The sequence below is a fragment of the Longibacter salinarum genome (genome assembly GCF_002554795.1).
In the GTDB taxonomy this organism is placed as follows: Bacteria; Bacteroidota; Rhodothermia; order Rhodothermales; family Salinibacteraceae; genus Longibacter; species Longibacter salinarum.
Genome location: NZ_PDEQ01000004.1, coordinates 167,150 through 186,096, shown reverse-complemented (window position 1 = coordinate 186,096; position 18,947 = coordinate 167,150). Strand labels below are relative to the sequence as shown.

The 18,947-nt window shown below is 59.9% G+C and carries 13 protein-coding genes; 10 read left to right on the top strand and 3 right to left on the bottom strand.

Annotated features, from left to right (window positions below):
- Nucleotides 1–322 precede the first annotated feature (322 nt).
- From CRI94_RS09150 to CRI94_RS09140, 3 genes are all read left to right on the top strand, one after another.
- A complete protein-coding gene (locus CRI94_RS09150) occupies nucleotides 323–1,468 on the top strand; it encodes a Re/Si-specific NAD(P)(+) transhydrogenase subunit alpha (protein WP_098075396.1) in 1,146 nt (381 codons plus the stop codon).
- 78 nt (nucleotides 1,469–1,546) lie between these two features.
- Nucleotides 1,547–1,879 (top strand): NAD(P) transhydrogenase subunit alpha part 2, encoded by a 333-nt coding sequence (locus CRI94_RS09145; protein ID WP_098075395.1) that lies wholly within the window; start codon nucleotides 1,547–1,549, stop codon nucleotides 1,877–1,879.
- 55 nt (nucleotides 1,880–1,934) lie between these two features.
- Nucleotides 1,935–3,371, top strand: coding sequence for an NAD(P)(+) transhydrogenase (Re/Si-specific) subunit beta (locus tag CRI94_RS09140; RefSeq protein ID WP_098075394.1), 1,437 nt, complete (start codon nucleotides 1,935–1,937; stop codon nucleotides 3,369–3,371).
- A 115-nt stretch (nucleotides 3,372–3,486) separates the two neighbouring features.
- Here the strand turns inward: CRI94_RS09140 and CRI94_RS09135 are convergent, their stop codons facing one another.
- Together CRI94_RS09135 and CRI94_RS09130 are read right to left on the bottom strand one after the other, a co-directional pair.
- A complete protein-coding gene (locus CRI94_RS09135; protein ID WP_098075393.1) occupies nucleotides 3,487–4,449 on the bottom strand; it encodes a hypothetical protein in 963 nt (320 codons plus the stop codon).
- 102 nt (nucleotides 4,450–4,551) lie between these two features.
- Nucleotides 4,552–5,142 carry an arylesterase gene (locus tag CRI94_RS09130; RefSeq protein ID WP_245846145.1) on the bottom strand — a complete coding sequence of 197 codons (591 nt, stop codon included), beginning with the start codon at nucleotides 5,140–5,142 and terminating at the stop codon, nucleotides 4,552–4,554.
- A 304-nt stretch (nucleotides 5,143–5,446) separates the two neighbouring features.
- Here CRI94_RS09130 and CRI94_RS09125 point away from each other — a divergent pair, with 304 nt between their 5' ends.
- On the top strand, nucleotides 5,447–6,136 hold the full coding sequence (locus CRI94_RS09125; RefSeq protein ID WP_098075391.1) for an ABC transporter ATP-binding protein: 690 nt from the start codon (nucleotides 5,447–5,449) through the stop codon (nucleotides 6,134–6,136).
- A 613-nt stretch (nucleotides 6,137–6,749) separates the two neighbouring features.
- A complete protein-coding gene (locus tag CRI94_RS09120; RefSeq protein WP_098075390.1) occupies nucleotides 6,750–9,293 on the top strand; it encodes an ABC transporter permease in 2,544 nt (847 codons plus the stop codon).
- Between the two features lie 251 nt (nucleotides 9,294–9,544).
- Here the strand turns inward: CRI94_RS09120 and CRI94_RS09115 are convergent, their stop codons facing one another.
- The gene (locus CRI94_RS09115; protein ID WP_179862228.1) at nucleotides 9,545–10,579 is read right to left on the bottom strand and encodes a DUF2279 domain-containing protein; all 1,035 of its coding nucleotides are present in this window, start codon (nucleotides 10,577–10,579) and stop codon (nucleotides 9,545–9,547) included.
- Nucleotides 10,580–11,117: 538 nt separating this feature from the next.
- Between CRI94_RS09115 and CRI94_RS09110 the strand changes: the two genes are divergently transcribed.
- The 5 genes from CRI94_RS09110 (at nucleotide 11,118) to CRI94_RS09090 (ending at nucleotide 18,894) form a co-directional block, all read left to right on the top strand.
- Nucleotides 11,118–11,876, top strand: coding sequence for a YggS family pyridoxal phosphate-dependent enzyme (locus CRI94_RS09110; protein WP_098075388.1), 759 nt, complete (start codon nucleotides 11,118–11,120; stop codon nucleotides 11,874–11,876).
- Between the two features lie 430 nt (nucleotides 11,877–12,306).
- Entirely contained in the window at nucleotides 12,307–14,076 is a 1,770-nt protein-coding gene (locus CRI94_RS09105; RefSeq protein ID WP_098075387.1) for a DivIVA domain-containing protein, read from the top strand.
- Between the two features lie 297 nt (nucleotides 14,077–14,373).
- Nucleotides 14,374–15,255, top strand: a complete 882-nt coding sequence (locus tag CRI94_RS09100) for a purine-nucleoside phosphorylase (RefSeq protein ID WP_098075386.1) — start codon at nucleotides 14,374–14,376, stop codon at nucleotides 15,253–15,255.
- A 100-nt stretch (nucleotides 15,256–15,355) separates the two neighbouring features.
- Nucleotides 15,356–17,869 (top strand): bifunctional aspartate kinase/homoserine dehydrogenase I, encoded by a 2,514-nt coding sequence (thrA, locus tag CRI94_RS09095; protein WP_098075385.1) that lies wholly within the window; start codon nucleotides 15,356–15,358, stop codon nucleotides 17,867–17,869.
- Nucleotides 17,870–17,913: 44 nt separating this feature from the next.
- Nucleotides 17,914–18,894 (top strand): homoserine kinase, encoded by a 981-nt coding sequence (locus CRI94_RS09090; RefSeq protein WP_245846144.1) that lies wholly within the window; start codon nucleotides 17,914–17,916, stop codon nucleotides 18,892–18,894.
- Nucleotides 18,895–18,947 lie beyond the last annotated feature (53 nt).

Genomic DNA, 18,947 nt, shown 5'->3' with positions numbered 1-18,947 from the left:
GTCCGTTCCAGAGGTTCACGTTCGGCCCGGTCGGAGAGGTGACTTCTTGTTCTTAGTGTGTTGCAATCCAGTTACTAAACAGGTTGAGTACGCGTGAGCGTACGGATGTAGTGTGTGGGCTTCCGACCGACTGATGTCTCAAGCCGAAAATCCTGCTTGCGCAGGAGCAAACTACTTCCTTTCTTGAAGTTGGCTTCACAGAGACAGATGTTGCCATAGAATGGGTGAAGCCGTAACGATAGGGTCGAGCGGCAAACGATGTGTCCGTTCGTACGTCTACCCTTTCGCACTGATATTTCCGATCTGATTTTCCCTCCCGCTCATGGCTCTTACGATCGGCATTCCTCGCGAAACCGAATCTGGGGAAACGCGCGTCGCGCTTATTCCAAAAATCGCCGATCGGATGCTCAAGTCCGTCGATGGCCTAGAGATTCTCGTCGAGTCCGGAGCGGGCGAGCGTGCCTTCCACTCTGATCGCAGCTTCGAGGATGCGGGCTGCCAGATTGTGGACCGCGACACCGTGTTCGGTGCAGACCTCATCGCGAAAGTTGCCCCACCGTCCGACGACGAGATCGCTGCGATGCACGAAGGACAAGTGATCGCCGGCTTTTTGAGCCCGCTCGATCGTCCGTCCCTTGCTCGCGCTCTGGCCGACCGAGGCGTGACCTCGTTGTCGATGGAGCTTGTGCCGAGAATCTCACGTGCGCAGAAGATGGACGCTCTTTCCGCCATGAGCTCGCTCGGCGGCTATCGGGCGACGATTCTTGCCGCCGACCGCCTCCCGAAGTTCTTCCCACTTTTGACGACGGCGGCGGGAACGATTCGTCCAGCCCAGGTCCTCGTCCTTGGGGCCGGTGTTGCCGGGCTCCAGGCGATTGCAACAGCGAAACGTCTTGGCGCAAAGGTCTTCGGCTACGACATCCGCGACGCGACGCGAGAGGAGATTGAGAGTCTGGGTGCGAAGTTCGTCGAGCTTGAGCTGGATATGGGAGATCAGGAAGACGAGGGCGGGTATGCGAAGGAATTGCAGAAAGAAAAGCAGGAGAGACAGCCGGAACTCTTGCAGCCGCACATTGCCGACGCTGATGTCGTGATCAGCACCGCGCTGATTCCCGGCCGACCCGCGCCCCTCCTGATTCGAGAGGAGGCGGTTGAAGCGATGAAGCCAGGTTCGGTGATAATCGATCTTGCTGCACCGAATGGAGGAAACTGTGCATATACGGAAGCCGGCGAGACGGTTGTAGAGCACGACGTCTCCGTAATCGGCCCCACGAATTTGCCTGCGGACATGCCGGTTCACGCGAGCCAACTCTACGCCAAGACCATTACGTCGCTCATCGAAGAGTTCGTCGAAGACGGAGCATTCACGCCGGACTTCGACGACGAGATTTTCGACGGCGCCTGCCTGACGCACGATGGCGAGGTTCACAACGAGCGCGTCCGCGGTATGCTGTCTCAGGAAGCTTAGATTCAGGCGGTATGTCATCCGCCGGTCGGTCGCTCATTGCGAGATACGTGGAAACCAGAAAACGATTGCACGCCACCCATGCTAAACAACGTTATTATCTTTGTGCTTTCGGCTTTTCTCGGAACGGAGGTTCTGAGCAAGGTGCCGCAGACGCTGCACACGCCGCTCATGTCTGGAGCGAACGCTATTAGCGGGATCACGCTCGTTGGGGCGGTGGTGGCGGCGGGAATGACTGGAAATGAGTGGGCCTCGTGGATCGGATTTGCTGCCGTAGTGGTGGCATCGATTAACGTGGTGGGTGGCTTCCTCGTGACCGATCGAATGCTACAGATGTTTGCAAGAAAGAAGCGCGGTACGCCATCGGATGTCGATGCTTCGACCGTTGCTACGCCGACGAACGGCGCTGCCTGAATCCCGCTTCGATCCGGTTTCGCCCGCTCGTCTCTCTCATGCGAAGGCCCTGCTCATGAAGACTGCTATTATTGATCTCGCCTACCTGCTGTCCGCTGTCCTATTTGTTTTTGGGCTGAAGCGGATGCAGTCTCCTGTCACCGCGCAGCGTGGCAACCAACTGGCTTCTGCCGGTATGTTCGTTGCCGTCATCGCAACGCTGTTTCTTTATGAGGTGCTGTCCTGGCCGATGATCATCGGGGGCGTGATCGTTGGAGGCGGCATCGGTGTGGTTCTGGCCCGAAAGGTCGAGATGACATCGATGCCAGAGCTCGTGGCCATTTTTAACGGGTTCGGCGGCCTTGCGTCGGCACTCGTCGCTAGCGCAGAGATTGCTCAGTACACGGGCGGCTCCGCAATCGAGCTTTCCGCTTTCGATGCCGTTGCGGCCATCACGATTGGTCTCTCCGTTCTTATCGGAACGGTGACGTTTTCCGGGAGCATTGTCGCAAACGGCAAGCTTTCAGGATGGATTTCCGGGAATCCGATCTCTTTTCCCGGCTTGCGAGTCTTGATGGCGCTTCTCGTTCTGGGATCCTTCGGAGCCATTGTTTACATGGCGCTGGAAGCCGGTGGTTTTCCAACAGAGGTGGAGCCGGTTCTCTACACCGTTATGGCGCTGGGAGCAGCAGCATTTTTTCTCGGCATCGTTCTCGTCATTCCGATCGGCGGGGCGGACATGCCGGTTGTGGTCGCGCTCTTGAACTCGTACTCCGGGCTTGCAGCTGCAGCGACGGGATTCGTGCTCGATAACACGGCCCTGATCGTGAGTGGCACCCTCGTTGGAGCAGCCGGTCTCATTCTGACCGTCATCATGTGCGATGCAATGAACCGTTCGTTGGCGAACGTGATGCTTGGCGGCTTCGGCGGTGATGGGGGTGGCGCATCCGGTGTGGATGTACCGGAAGGTAAGTCGGTGAATGAGACGTCGCCGGACGACACCGCCATCCTCATGAGCTATGCGGACAAGGTGGTGATCGTGCCCGGATACGGTCTGGCCGTCGCGCAGGCACAGCATGAGGTCCGGGAGATGGCGCAGTTACTCGAAGACCAGGGCATCGAGGTAAAGTATGCGATCCATCCGGTCGCGGGCCGAATGCCGGGTCACATGAACGTGCTGCTGGCGGAGGCGAATGTGCCGTACGAGCGGCTCTACGAGATGGACGATATTAACCCCGAGTTTTCGACGACCGACGTGGCGCTCGTCATTGGCGCAAATGACGTGGTGAACCCGGCTGCGAGGGAGGATGAGGATAGCCCCATTTACGGGATGCCCATCCTGAATGTGGACGAGGCGGAGACGGTTGTCGTGATCAAGCGCAGCCTCAGCCCCGGCTACTCAGGCGTACCGAACAACCTGTTCTACAACGACAACACGAAGATGCTCTTCTCCGACGCGAAGGAGGCGGTCGCGGGCATCGTGGACGAGGTCAAGGCGCTGAAAGAAGCGTAAATATTGTCGTTCAGAGTTCAGCGTTCAGAGTTCAGCGTTAGGCGCACGCTTGGCGCTAGCTCACTCGACTACGGTCGACTTTCAGTCATCGTCTCCTCCACACATCCAGACCTCGTCACGTTGCCGGGAGAAGAATCCGGATGCAGGTGCCATTCTCGGTTGGGATGGTTTTTCCCTGGGCCTCGCATCGAAAAGCGTCGTACATGACCGCTTCGATGGCTTCCTGTACGACGTCAGCGGTCGGCATGAGACCGTGGGCCGTCAGAGTTATGATGGGTCCGCCGCCCTCGTCGCCCACGTCCTTCTCCGCTTGGATCTCAATTCGGTTGCCGGAGGCGGCATGGGGAAGGAGGCGGGCCAAAAAGCCGATGAGCATGCGGCGGAGGGGAACGACGGGGGCCCGGGTGTAGAGGTCGGCCGCCATGGTCCGAGCCTGAACGGTAGCGCTCTTTTTTTGCGCGTACGGTAGCGTCAGGCGACGGACGTAGTCGATCACGTTCAGTACGTCGGTCGGTGGGTCGTCCGGGTCTGGCGCAAGTTCATCGACGAGTATAGAAATGCCTTCACTCGCGCCGGAGAGGTGGCGATCAAGTGTTTGTGCTATCGTCGGTGCCCGTTCAGCGAGAGCGTCCGCGTCCAGTTCGCGAAGGATTCCGGTCTGGAGCTGGCTGGCGATCAGCGGATTGCGGGCGTCGTGGGCAAATGCACGATAGATGGGCTTGACGGCTCGATCGAAGGCCTCGCGAGCACGCCGATCCTTGCTTTCTTCGAGCATGGAGATCGAACGCAGTTCTGCGATCCGTACCTCATCAGCTGCAGACTCAATCGCCACGTGCAGGCGCCCGTTCGTAGGACGTGAAGAGGTGCCACGAGTAATGTCGATCGTCCAGGAGGACGCCGACGCATCCTCGCTTCGATCCAGGATGGGCCGCGCCGCGGTTCGGCACGTTTGAAGGTCCGCGTCCGGTGAACCGGTTAGGAGCGTCCGTGCGTGCGTGTTTAGAGAGAGAAGGTCACGGCCGGAGAGGACGAGGATCCCGATGGGGGCAAGGTCAGGAGCGGGGAGAGAGAGACCCATCAATACAAGAAGCGTCAGTGTGAAGAGCTACATACGATAGGGAATGGCGAGGAAACCGTCAATAAGATGCAAGCGGTAGTTAGCGCGGCAGAGAGTGTGTGGTCAGGAGGCCGGTTGGAGCTCGGAGTCGCGCGTCTGCATGTTCTCAAGCACGGGACGCAGAACATTCCACACGTTCGAGGCGACGTAACGTTGGCCTTCGATCGTCGGGTGAATCCCATCGTCTTGCATCAGCGAGTCGACTCCGCCGACGCCTTCGAGGACGAACGGGATGAGGGAAACGCGATCGTATTGAGATGCGATCGAAGGGTAGATGTCGCGGAACCGCTGCGTATACTGCGGTCCGAGGTTCGGTGGAATCTGCATACCGGCGAGGATCACGCGAGCGTCCGGATAGCGGCTGAATGTGCTGTCGATGATGGCCGTTAGATTCTTCGTCGTGGCTGTTGGATCGACACCGCGGAGTCCGTCATTGCCTCCGAGTTCCAGGACGAGCACGTCGACCGGCTGTTGTAGAAGCCAGTCGATGCGTTGGAGACCGCCGGCGGAGGTCATGCCGCTTTCCCCGGCATTGCGCACCCGTACATTCCAACCGAGGGAGTCGACTTTCTGCTGCAAACGGGCGGGGAACGACTGGCGTCCCGGGTCGGCAAGTCCTAGACCAGCGGCGATGCTGTTGCCAAGTACCAGCACCTTGACCGATTCACTTCGGGTGGTGCTGGAGGGGCTGGAGGACGTTGTCGATGTCGCTGTGTCCGCCGGCGACGAAGGTTCTGAAGACCGATTGGAACGATCCTGGCCACACCCGGCGATTAGAAGAACAGCCAGGAGGAGAAATGGGTATAGACGGCTCGCACGCATTAAATCGAGGCTTTGTAACGAGAGCTGGGCGGGAGGCGTAGTCTGAACCCCGGCTCTCGCTGGTAGTTTCGCATTCCGCCGGCCCAGGTGCCTTTTCGACTCCCTCCATTTACCGCCCCTCTCCGCGGTCCCGCGTATGAGTACCGTTCTTCGCGTCTCCAATCTAACGAAAACCTTCCGTAGCGGCTCACGCGACTTGACCGTGCTCGACGACGTCTCGTTCGAGGTCGAAGACGGGAGCACGTGCGCTATCGTCGGTCCGTCAGGCAGTGGAAAGACGACGTTGCTCGGCTTGTGCGCCGGACTCGACGCTCCGACATCTGGTACGGTCGAACTGTGCGGGACCGACCTTACACCACTTGACGAGGACGAGCGGGCGGCCGTTCGGAATCAATATGTCGGCTTCGTCTTCCAGACGTTCCGGCTGCTTCCGACACTGACGGCACTGGAAAATGTGATGGTCCCGGCGGAGCTCCAGGGCCGAAGTGGTGCCCGTGATCGTGCGGCGACGCTCCTGGATCGCGTCGGGCTCGGCGATCGGCTTGACCACTATCCGGCGCAACTCTCGGGAGGAGAGCGCCAGCGTGTCGCGATGGCGCGCGCATTCATCAACGAACCCCGCATCCTTTTCGCCGATGAGCCGACGGGGAATCTGGATGTCGAAACGGCTGAGACGATCGAAGATCTTCTTTTCAGCCTGAACGAGACGGCTGGCACGACCCTCGTGCTCGTCACGCACAACCTGGAACTCGCTGAACGCACCGGACGAGTGCTCCGGCTTCGCCAGGGCCGCGTCGAGCTCGATGAGATGAGGACCGCCGCATAGGTTGGAGGTGTGGATGTTTTGAGGTCTGAAGGTGTCGAGGTATAGAAGGATGGATACTAGCGACCGGACACGTTCACTGGAACGTGCGTCTCTTCCGCAGTACCCGGCGCGGCTGCTCCCAAGTAGGTGAAAGTCTGAGAACCTGTTTGGCGGACTGTCCCGGGCCTGCGACTTCGTGGATCTTGCCCTGTGGAGCTACTTCGCTCGACAGGTAGTTCCCCATGGGGTGACCTCCTTTTCAGTCGGCCTCACTACATGACTCGCTTGAGCGTTCCACGCGGGCTTCGCCCACTGTGTTTACTGCGTCAGTCGCTTCGCTCGTGTCGGCTATCGGTCCATCCGCCAAACAGCTTCTGAGGGTATGTGAGTGTGAGAGGTACTCAGTTCTCGACGTTCATATCTCGTTTTTGAGGCGCATGCGACGGACGAGGTCCGTTTCTCGATATCGCACAGAGACATTCCGTATTGAAATCAAACGGTCCAGTAGCTAGGTAGGGATGTTTGATAATCGAACCAGTGTCGCACGGCCGTGCGACGGTGTGGGTTCGCGTTGAACCCTGAACTCTGAACCCTGAACTCTGAACCCTGAACTCTGAACCCTGAACTAATTTACATGAGTCTTTTTGTTCTTCAGATGGCCTGGCGCGACAGTCGCGGCAGTCGTCGTCGCCTTGCGCTCTATCTCTCCGCCATGGTGCTGGGTGTAGCCGCTCTCGTTGCCATCCAGGGGTTTGGGGAAAACCTTGAATACACGGTCGATGCCGAAGCAAAGACATTGCTTGGCGCGGACTTTAGCCTGGAAAGTGATCGTCCGTTTCCGGACCCGATCGAGGCTATTATCGACTCGCTCGGTGGAGCGCAGAGCCGTCGCGTGTCGTTCGCCTCGATGGCGCTGTTCCCGAAAAACGATCGTACTCGACTCGCGACGGTGCGCGCGACGGAAGGGGGCTACCCGTTCTATGGAGAGGTCGTGACGCGTCCGCGAGAGGCCGTGGATATCTACCGCGAGAATGGATCGGCTTTGGTAGATGGGACCCTTTTGAAGCAATTCGGCGCGGAGGTGGGAGACTCGATCCAGATTGGTCGGCGCAGCTATCGGATCGAGGGGGAGCTGGTGAAGATGCCGCGCGAGTCGTCGATCGTGTCGTCCATCAGTCCACGTGTTTACATTCCACAGAGCGAACTGGACACGACGCTGCTGGGGCGCGGAAGCCGAGCGGAGTACGAGGTTTACTTCAAGTTCGACGATGGCCGTGACGTGGAGGCCATGGAGGAGAAACTCGATCCGACGCTTGACGAGTACGACGTGGGATCTGATACCGTCGAAGAAGCGGCCGGAAACTGGCGCGAAGGATTGGGGAATCTGTATCGTTTCCTGAGTCTGGTCGGCTTCGTTGCGCTGCTGCTGGGAAGTCTTGGTGTGGCGAGCGCCGTGCACGTGTATGTTCGCCGACGCATCGAATCGATCGCCGTCTTGCGCTGTCTCGGTGCCGCCGGCGGACAAACCTTTCAAATTTATCTTGTGCAGGCGGCTGTGCTCGGTCTGATCGGCGCGGTGGTCGGGTCCGCGATCGGGATCGGAATTCAGATGCTGGTTCCGAGCCTTCTCGCCGACTTCTTGCCGGTGCCGGTGGAGTTCTTTCTTTCGTGGCGTGCGATCCTGATGGGGCTGGGCATCGGAGTCGGCGTGACACTACTGTTTGCCCTTTGGCCGCTGCTGGAGGTGAGGGGCGTCTCGCCGATGCGAGCACTGCGGGCGAATGTCGAACCCACGACGGGCGGCTGGCGTGATCCCCTGCGCTGGGCGGTCGTCGGTGCGATTGCGACCGGAGTAATCGGCTTTGCGATCCTGCAGGCCCCGACGTGGCAGGTGGGCCTGGGATATGCGGGAAGTCTCGTCGTCGTGTTCGGCCTCCTGGCGGGCGTGGCGTGGGCCATCGTCCGAGGCGTGCAACGCTATTTCCCTTCCGGTTGGGCGTATCCGTGGCGGCAGGGGCTCGCCAATCTCTATCGCCCGCAGAACCAGACGATGGTGCTGATGCTTTCGCTCGGCCTTGGCACGTTCCTGATCACCACACTTTTCCTCGTGCAGCAGACGCTAATTGAGCAGATCCGTGTGACGGGCGGCGAGGAGGGGCGGCCGAATCTCGTGCTCTGGGACGTGCAGCCAGACCAGTTGTCCGGGGTAGACAGCCTCCTGCGTGCCAACGAGCTTCCGGTGATGGAGAAGACGCCGATCGTGACGATGTCGCTGTCGAGCGTGAAGGGCCGAACGATTGACGAGCTTCGGGCTGACTCGACCTTCGACATGACGTTCGCTCACACGCGCGAATATCGTGTCACCTACCGGAGTGAAACGAGCCCGAGCGAGACGCTCATCGAGGGCACGATGCCCGACTCTGTCCAGGGGGATCCGCTACGGACCGGGGAGCCGGTTTCGGTGTCGATCGAGGCGGAAATTGCAAACGAGGAGTTGAACGTGGCCATGGGAGATACGCTGACGTTCGACGTGCAGGGCGTACCGGTCACGACCGTGATTTCTAGCATTCGAGAGGTCGACTGGCAGCGCATCGGGACGAATTTCTTCGTCGTCTTTCCGCCGGGAGTCCTGGAACGAGCGCCTCAGATCTATGCTGTGCTGAGTCGCGCACCGAATGAGGACGTATCGGCAAGCGTTCAAAGCAATCTCGTGCAGGCGTACCCGAATGTATCAGCCATCGATCTGTCGCTCGTGTTGAGCACGTTCGACCAGCTCTTCCAGAAGCTTTCCTTCGTGATTCGCTTTATGGCCCTCTTTAGCATCGCCACCGGCCTCATTGTTCTCATCAGTGCGGTTGTTGTCAGCCGGTCGGAGCGAGCACAGGAGAGCGTACTGCTGAAAACGCTCGGTGCGTCGAGGTCAACCGTCTTTCAAATCACGGCCATCGAGTACCTTTTCCTCGGAGCGTTTGCGGCACTGACGGGGCTGGTGCTGTCGGTTGGTGCGACGTGGGCGCTGGCGACGTTCGTGTTCGAGGGGCCGTTCGTACCGGACTTCTTCGCCGTTGCCGGTGCGTTCGTCATCGTGACCGCGCTGACCGTCGGAATCGGCCTTCTCAATAGCCGAGGTGTCTACGACCGGCCACCGATGGACGTCCTGCGCGCTGCTGAGGTATGAACGTTCAGGGTTCAATGTTCAGAGTTCAGCGTTCAGAGTTCAACGTTCAGAGTTCGGTAGCATGTCGGTTCCGTGAGACGTGTCCTGGTCGGCAGGGAGGCGACGATCAAGCCTTCGTGGGGAACCCAATCCATGACCCACAATCCACGATTCACACGCATCATTTGCCGCGCCCGCCCGAATCGACGCCAACACGTCAGCACGTTAACACGTCAGCACTTTCACACCTCAACACACCCACACTTCCACACCTACTTCTGTCCGACGAAGATGAGGTGGACGCCCGGTTCGGGCCAGACGCGGACGGCAGGGAAGGGCAAGTGGAACCGGTTCAAGAAGTCGCCAGCGCTTCGTCCGAGCCATGAATTGCGGGGGATGACTTTTCTCCAGTCGACGTCGAGACTGACGTAGTATGCGACATAGGCATCGGGGTCGCGCCCGCGCTCCGGACCCTTGAGGGACCAGGTGTCGTCGGTCCAGTCGTGGAGGGAGGCGCCGACAGATACCTGCAAAAACTCCGGCCACGCCCGTCCGAGTGCGCCAGGTAACAGATCGTACACCTGCATGCTCATCCAGTATGCGTGGCCGCTGTAGTCGTCAGCGAACATAGTGCCCTCTTTCTGTCGTTCTTCGAGGTTCTTAAGCCACGCATTCGACGGATAGTACGACCAGCGCAGGTCGAAACGCCGCATCGCGGGAATACGGTCGTGGGCATAGAACCAGGCGGCACCGACCGTATTGGCCGCCTGGTCATACCAGTCAAACCCCCAGCGTGCGCTGTATCCGTCGTGGATCTCAACGTGCGTCTGCGCCGCGAGACTCGTCACGGCGCCCCACAGCGAGGCCTGGTTTTTCGGCACGCCGGACCACTCCAGGAGACGAGCATTGATCAGGGCCTGCACTTCTCCTGCATACAGGTGGGATATCTTGTCGAAGTTGCGGGCGTAGTTGAGATGGCTGTCGAACTTGAAGCCGGATCCGGGTCCGTCCCACCACTGCTTTCGCTCAAACAGGTAAATGCCGGTGTATCCGGCGGCAAGGGCCGCTGTCACCCCGGCGAAACGTCCCCAGCGAATTCCGCTCCGGCCCATGGACGAGCGTCTCGGGGGCACGGCGCGGACGGATTCAGGAAGCTCAAGCCTTGGGGTGATCTGTGGAGCAGGGAGCGGGGACCAGGCGCCGATCGAGCGGGAGGGGGCTGCCAGCGGTGGAGCGGTCGCGGGCGATCGGTAGGAAGAGGTCGACGCCATGGAATCAGATGCGACGGAGTCGGTCGCAGTGGGCATCGCGTCCTGTGCTCTGGCTTGTCCAAGGACAGGAAAAATGATTAGAGCAAAGCAGAAAGAGACGATGCCGCGACAGAGCGTACGAAACATGAAACTGAACGTCGTGAGGACGAAACGCGATGTAGACTCCATACCGTCAGAGTCAAGGGCTCGGGACGGGCGGAGGAGAGAGGAAAAGCACAAATTTGGCCCGCTACGATGCGAGAGTGTACAAAACGGAATGCGGAGAATCACCCCGACGGCCTCACGACAACAGGAAGACGGGTTAGAGCCGAGACGATATCTCTGTGCAGAGGCTCATCCGGTGCGACGAAGATGTAACTGCACGATTGATTTTCGGTCGAAGACGGTCGGGGGCAAACGATTTGAACGAATCGGGGTAACACTCACGCAGACCGAGCAGAGATTGCGAGGCGAGCGTTGCTTTTTGCTTTGATGTCTCGCTTGTCCGAGAACACACGTTCTCGCGACCGGTGACTGACATCTAACTGCGCGGCCGATATCAACTTTCCGACATCCACGAATTGACGTTGTAAGCATGAGCCAGATTCCCGAGGCGTCTGCCGAGATACGTGAGCAGATCGATCCTGATGCTGTACGTGAACGTGTCGCGACCGTGCGTCGTCGCATCGAAGAGGCATGTCGTACGGCGGGCCGTGATCCGGCGGAAATTACCATCGTGGCTGTTTCCAAAACGTTCCCGATGCAGTCGATCGCAGCCGGCGTCGCGAGTGGACTGCTTCATTTCGGTGAAAACAGGGCCCGAGAGCTCCGCGACAAGGAGAAAGCGCGCCCTGGAAAACTACATGACGGCGACGTGATCTGGCGGTTCATCGGTCACCTACAAACGAATAAGGCAAAGTACATCGCTCGTCATGCCGACTGGTTCGACGCCCTCGATAGCCCTCGCATTGCTGAGGCGCTGGACGAGCGGGCGGCGAAGAACGACCGTATCTTGCCGTGCCTTGTGCAAGTCAACATCAGTGGCGCGGATCAGAAGTACGGCCTGGAGCCCGAAGACGTGTATGATTTTCTGGACGTATGTGCAGACTACGACCACCTGCACGTGAAAGGGCTCATGGCGATGGCATCTTACACGGAGAATCCCGAAGAGGTGCGGCCCCAGTTCCGGCGGATGAAAGAGCTGTTCGACGGATACGAAGCCGCCAATAATCCTCGCGTCGATATGGACGAGCTGTCGCTCGGCATGAGTACCGACTTCGAAGTTGCCATTGAGGAGGGGAGCACGATGATCCGGTTGGGCAGCTCGATCTTTGGACCGCGCCATTACGACTGATCTCCGACGGTCTCACTGCTGCTGATCCTGGATCGAGATGATTCTTCGAATGATGTCCCGAAGGGACGAAAATCCAGCCCGTTTTAGGCCGGAGCCGCAAGTTTGGGGAAACCTCTTCGTCACGTTTTGGTGAAATTGCCCAGAAGCAGGGGTGTTACGAAACGATACGTTGCTCCCGATACGAAAAATGCATAGGGTGACGGTTCAACTCGGCGTTATCTTTGCCCCTGATAATTGTCGATGACGATAGGCACACGGTTTTGCATGAGTAAGGCCATGTGCGCGATATTGATACGCACGTCCCGTCCCATTTTCACCGGCTGAATGCGTTTTTTCGCCGCCGGTCGCCGGCCGTAGGTGCTCACCAAGTGCCGTCCCGGCCCCGCATCATCAGGAATTGTCGCCTTCCGCCCACCGCCCGACGAAGGACATGAAACTTACCCCTCTCGACATACGGAAACATGAGTTCGACCGTAGCCTGCGAGGCTACAGCACCGAAGAGGTGGAGTCGTTCCTCGAGTTGGTTGCGAATCAGTGGGAGGAAATGGCTGAGGATCGCCGCCGTCTGAAGAACAAGGTGCAGGATCTGGAGAGCCAGATGAAGCACTACCAGAAGGTGGAGGAGGCGCTTCAAGAGGCACTGGAGCAGACCAAGCGCAATGCGGAGCAGCAACTTCAGAACGCCAAAGATGAAGCCCGAAATATCGTAGAGTCGGCTCGGGCAGAGGCCAAGGAGATCCGTCGCGAAGCCGAGGAGGAGCGTGCACAGATGCGGTCCGAGACGGAGGATCTACGAAACCGTCGTCAGCAGATTGCCTCGCGCCTCAAGGCCTTCCTTTCCTCGGAAATGGAAATTCTGGGCCAGTATGTGGAGGGCGACGCGATGGTCGGCTCCCGCTCCGATGCCACATCGATGCCGCCGGTGAAGGAGCCGTCGGATTATAAACCGGCGCCGTCGCCTGCTTCCGAGACGTCGCCGCAACCGGAACCGGAAGCGTCCGCTCCTGCACCGCCTGCCCAGCCGGAGGTCTCAACCAATCCGGAGGCGAACACGACAGCGCCAGAGCCGAGTGTCTCCGAGGAGGAGGAGGAAGCCAACGCACCGGACTTTTCCAACTTTGACTTTGACTTCGGCGACGACGAAGACGACGAGACCTCGACGGCGTCGGCTGCCGAGCACGAAGCGGAGGCGGAGGATCCGGAAGACGCCCGACTGGAGGACTCGCTGAACGACGTTATTGAAGAGGAGCGCCAGTCCGAACGTGCCGAGGCGCAGGCAGCGTCGACGGCACAGGACGTATTGGATGAAGACCAGGAAACGGTTGATGAACTCGCGGACTTCTTTTCGGCAGATACGCTGTCCGAGGCGGATCAAGCCGAGAGGGAGCCATCAGATCCCGACGTCAGCGCGGAAGAGATGATCGATGAACCTGACGCATCGGAGGCGGAATCCGTCAGCGCGGAGTCGATCTTTGGTTCCACGATGAAAGAGGCGGGCGAAGCGGCGGAAGACGCATCGCACACGCCAACCGCTGATGACTCGATCGACGACGAACCATCGGAAAGTGAGTTTGCCGCGGTCTTCTCCGGACTGGAGGAAGCCCAGGCTGCGTCAGAATCCGACGTTGCAGAGCCGGACCCGGAGCCCGTCTCCACCGAGGAAGAGAGCGAAGCGGAGGAAATCGACTTCTCCTCGGCATTTGGTGACGAGGACGAAGATGAGGAGATGTTCAGCGGTGCCTTCGATACGGTTGAGGGCCAGGACGAGGTGACCACTCAGGTCGACGAAGCGGATCACGCGTCGGATGACGTATCGATCGAAGAGTCCGCCATCGAGGATGTTGAGGCGTCGGATGAAGACGACGATGACCTCGAACGCGCCATGCGCTCGCTCTTCCCGGTTCTGGAGCAGGGTGAGGAAGATGGTTCCGCTGCGACTGCGGATGCCGGGACACCGGTTGGGCAGGAGCAACCCACCAACGCATCGGAAGAGGACTCGGACCCGGTTTCTGAAAGCGGCACCCAGTTCGACGCTATTAAGAAGGACGTGCAGAAGCAGGCACAGGCTAAGACCGGTGAGGCTGCACCCGAACAAACAAAGAGCGAAGACGGCGCGTCGAAGAAAAAGAAGAAGCGTGACGACGAGGCGTCGACCGAAGAGATCGAGAAGATCTGGAGCATCCTCGAGGACATGGACTGAGACATCCGCGAATGGACTCGGTCGGGTCCGCGGTCATCTCGTTGGGATCTTGATATAGGTCCTCGTCTGCCGGCGTTCGTCGAAACGCCGATTGGACGAGGGCCTTCTGTTTCCAGGAAAAGAATCTTGTGTCGCAGGCCGGTTTCTCAAACCCGGAAAGCAGCCGGAACAGGCGAATGGTCCGCTCTAGAAGGAATACTTCCAGAGGTCTCATGCAGTTTGCCCTCCCTGAATCATCGGCGGCGCATCCGTGTACGGTACGTGATCTCGCCCTTTCCACGATTTTCCCCGATTTGCATGGCTCAGGACGACACCGCCACTGCGGCAGCAGCGACCGATATTGAAACGTACAAGCAGCATGTGGAAGAAGCGGCTGCGTTTCTTCATGACGCGGCTCCGCACGAGCCGTCCGTAGCGATCATTCTCGGTACCGGTCTCGGCGGTCTGGTCGACGAAATGGATGTGGATGCGACCATTCCGTTCGAGGATTTACCGCACTTCCCGTCGGCGACCGTCGAATCGCACGAGGGCAAGTTAATCTTTGGCCGTCTGGACAACGTGCCGGTCCTCGCGATGCAGGGACGGCTTCACCTGTACGAAGGATATTCCGTCCGGGAGGCGACCTTTCCGGTTCGGGTGATGGGCGTCTACGGTATCGAGGCGATGCTGATTTCCAATGCCGCGGGCGGAATGAATCCGCACTTTGAGCGGGGCGACCTGATGCTTACGACAGACCACATCAACTTTCAGGGCGCGAACCCGCTGGTGGGGCCCAATGTCGAGGAGTGGGGACCTCGTTTCCCCGACATGAGCGAGCCGTACGATCTCGACCTTCGGGAGAAGGCGGAACAGATCGCGCTCGATCACGCGATACAGCTTCACCAGGGCGTCTACGTGTCCGTGCTCGGCCCGAACCTGGAGACGCCGGCAGAATACCGCTTTCTCCGCCAGATGGGAGCCGATGTCGTCGGAATGAGTACCGTGCCGGAAGTCATCGTCGCCCGGCACATGGGGCTTCGCGTCATGGCGATTTCCGTGATTACCGACGAGTGCTTCCCGGATGCGCTCGAGCCCGTCAAAATTGAAGAGGTGCTTGCAGCGGCAGACCAAGCAGCTCCACACCTCAAGACGCTGTTTCAGGGCGTCGTGTCCCAGATCGGAACGCCGGTCGATGCGTGATTTCCACTTCTTCTCCCGCTATAGCACGTGGCTGTAGCGGACGTATGCTCCAGCTGTACGCTTGCAGCATGCCCCGCGAACGCCGTTGACTCACCTCTCCATGACCCATTCTGACGCATCAACGACACCGTCCGACTGGACGGTGTATAAATTCGGCGGATCGAGCCTTGCAGATCCCGCCTGTATCCGCCGGGTCGTGAACATCATATCAGACCAACAGTCAGCGGAGACAGGGCCCCTTGCCGTCGTCGTATCGGCGATGAAGGGCGTAACCGACAAGCTGCTGACGCTCGCCGAACGGGCGCCTGGTGCGGATGCGATGGAAGAAGATCTGGTCGGACTCCGGACGGATCAGCGAGAAGTGGTTACCGAACTTCTCCCCGTTGACCAGGCCGCCCCGCTCCTGCGCACGCTGGACCAGGACATCAACGACCTGACGGATGTCCTCCGCGCGACGCATCTGATGCGCACGGCGCCCGACACGGTTCAGGATCTGGTTGCAGGATATGGAGAGATCTGGTCTGCTCGTACGCTGGCCCAGTGTCTCCAGGCAGAAGGGTACAACGCCCGGTTCGTCGACGCACGGGATGTCGTTACGGTGACGCACGGCCAGTTGGGTCCGGTCGTTGACTGGGAGCGAACGCGTGAGCGACTGACGGCACTCAGGGAGTCGTTTGACGAACGTGACGGAGGTTCGCCGGACGTGTTGGTTATCACTGGCTTCATCGCGTCAACGCCGGACGGTGTGCCGACCACGCTCGGACGAAACGGAAGCGACTTTTCCGCAGCCATCTTTGCGGCGCTCCTTGAAGCGATGGAGTTGCACATCTGGAGCGACGTGAACGGTGTGATGAGCGCGGACCCACGGTACGTGCCGGATGCCCAGCAGCTCGACACGCTATCGTACGAGGAGGCGATGGAGCTGGCGTATTTTGGTGCGCGGATCATCCATCCGCGCACGCTTCAGCCCGTGCTTGAGCACGAAATTCCGGTCACGATTCGCAACACATTTGCCTCCGATCATCCGGGAACGCGCATTCATCTCGATGGTGAGCCGACCGATGGCGGTCTGAATGACGCCGTCAAGGGCTTCTCGACCATAGATAACGTGGCCCTGCTCAATCTCGAAGGAACGGGAATGATCGGCGTGCCCGGGATTGCCCGTCGCCTGTTTTCGGCGCTGGAGGATGCGGACATCTCCGTGATTGTCATCTCGCAGGGCAGCTCTGAGCACTCCATCTGCTTCGCGGTACCGGAAGACCAGGCAGACCGGGCGCGTCAGGCAACCGAAGAGGCGTTCTACTCGGAGCGTCATCAGGGACAGGTCAAAGACGTAGACGTCACGCGCAACTGTAGCGTGCTCGCGGTCGTCGGCGACGGAATGTCCGGCACGCCCGGTGTCGCGTCTACGTTCTTCGGGGCTCTCGGCAAAGCCGGCGTCAACGTGCGCGCCATCGCTCAGGGCGCGTCCGAGCGCAACATTTCGGCTGTGGTCGACGGGGCGGATGCGCAGCGAGCCCTTCGCGCGGCCCACGCGGGCTTCTACCTGTCGGCACGGACGCTGTCCGTCGGCATCATCGGCGTCGGCAACGTCGGGGCGGCCCTCCTGGACCAACTGGCGGCGCAAGTTGAACGCCTGCGAACGGAGCGGCGCATCGACGTCCGGGTCCGTGGCATCGCCAATACCTCCGGCATGTTGCTCGACGAGCACAGCATCGACCTGCAGAACTGGCGCGAGGCGTTGACGGAGACCCAAGAAGTACCGGACCTGGATGCCTTCGTCGATCACGTGCGCACGGACTACCATCCTCACACGGCCATCGTGGATTGCACGGCGAGCGGGACCGTGGCCGGAACGTACGCAGAGTGGCTGGGACGGGGGATTCACGTCGTCACGCCAAACAAGCGTGCCAACACGGCCTCATGGGATCAGTACCGACGGCTGCAGCAGCTAACTCGAGGCGTCACGCCGAGCTATCTGTATGAGACGACGGTCGGAGCGGGGCTTCCGATTCTTCAGACGCTCCACAACCTCGTCCAGACCGGCGATCGCGTTCACCGGGTTGAAGGCATTCTTTCGGGAACGTTGTCGTACCTGTTCAACGCTTTCGACGAGACGCGAACCTTCTCGGCGATTCTGAAACAGGCCAAAGATGCCGGCTTTACCGAGCCCGATCCTCGCGACGACCTTTCCGGAATGGACGTCGCGCGAAAGGTCGTTATTCTGGCGAGAGAAATGGGATTACCGCTGGACCTGAGCGACGTGGCAGTAGATGGGCTCGTGCCGGACGAGCTGAAGGACGGAGACGTCGACTCGTTTCTCGATCGGTTGCCGGAGCACGACGATCGAATGACCGATATTCTCCGCACGGCGCAGGCGCAAGGCGAGGTGTTGCGCTTCGTCGGAAGCGTGGATCGAGATGGAGAAGCGCTGGTCCAGTTGCAGCGCTACCCGAAGGAGCATGCGTTCGCTCGAATCAGTCACACCGACAACATCGTCCGGTTTCAGACGGATCGGTATCAGCAAAATCCGCTGATCGTCCAGGGGCCGGGTGCCGGTCCCGAAGTCACGGCCGCCGGTGTGTTCGCCGACCTGCTGCGTCTGATTGCGTGACCTGAACGGGTCAGCAGCCTACACGTCCCCTTTCCCAACCATCGATGCACCCTGTGTATTCGGCCGACGGCTCGCCTCACCCACCGGCTCCCTCCGTGGACGGAGACGTTGCGACCGCCTACGCCCCGTCCTCCGTGGGCAACGTGGCGGTCGGATATGACGTGCTCGGATGCATCGCCGATGTCGCCGGCGACCGTGTGACCGTCCGTCGGCTCGATGAACCCGTTGTACGACTTGGGTCCGTTAGTGGACTCGTCACGGATCTTCCATCGGATCCAGAGGAGAATACCGCGACGGCAGGATTGCTGAAAATGATCACCGACCTGAATCTGGACTACGGATTCGAGGTGTGTCTGGAAAAAGGGATCCCGCTCGGTTCAGGGATGGGCGGGTCCGCGGCATCCGCCGTTGGCGCGGCGGTGGCTGCGAATGCCGTCCTTGACGATCCCATGCCTCTCGACAGCGTATTTCGGTATGCTCTCGTGGGGGAAGCCGTCGCGAGTGGCGCCGTCCATCCAGACAACGTCGCACCGTCTCTCTACGGTGGCGTTGTGTTGACGCGATCCGTCGACCCGCCGGACGTGATCTCTGTGCCTGTCCCCGAAGAACTTCGGTGCGTTCTCGTACATCCGGACCGAAGCATTGCCACAAGGGATGCGCGGGCCCGACTGCCGAATGCACTCAAGTATGCAGACATCGTTCGACAAACCGCCCACATCGGTGCGTTTATCGCCGGCTGCTACAAGGGCGATATCGACCTCATCGGACGCTCGCTACGGGACTTTATCGTCGAGCCGTACCGTGCCGCCCTGATTCCCGGATTCGCTGATCTTCAACGGGGCGCGATGGACGCGGGGGCTCTTGGCTGTTCGCTCGCCGGGGCCGGTCCGTCCTGTTTCGCCTGGACGCGGGCGGAGGACGCAGCGGAGGTCCAAACGGCGATGCAATCGGTCTTCTCCAGGCAAGACATTCCGGCGGATGCCTGGATCACACGTCTCGATGCACCGGGTGCACGGATCGTGTGACCGTACGTCCTACTGCGATAGGGATCGTGCGGCGTGCGTTCGATGTAGCTTTC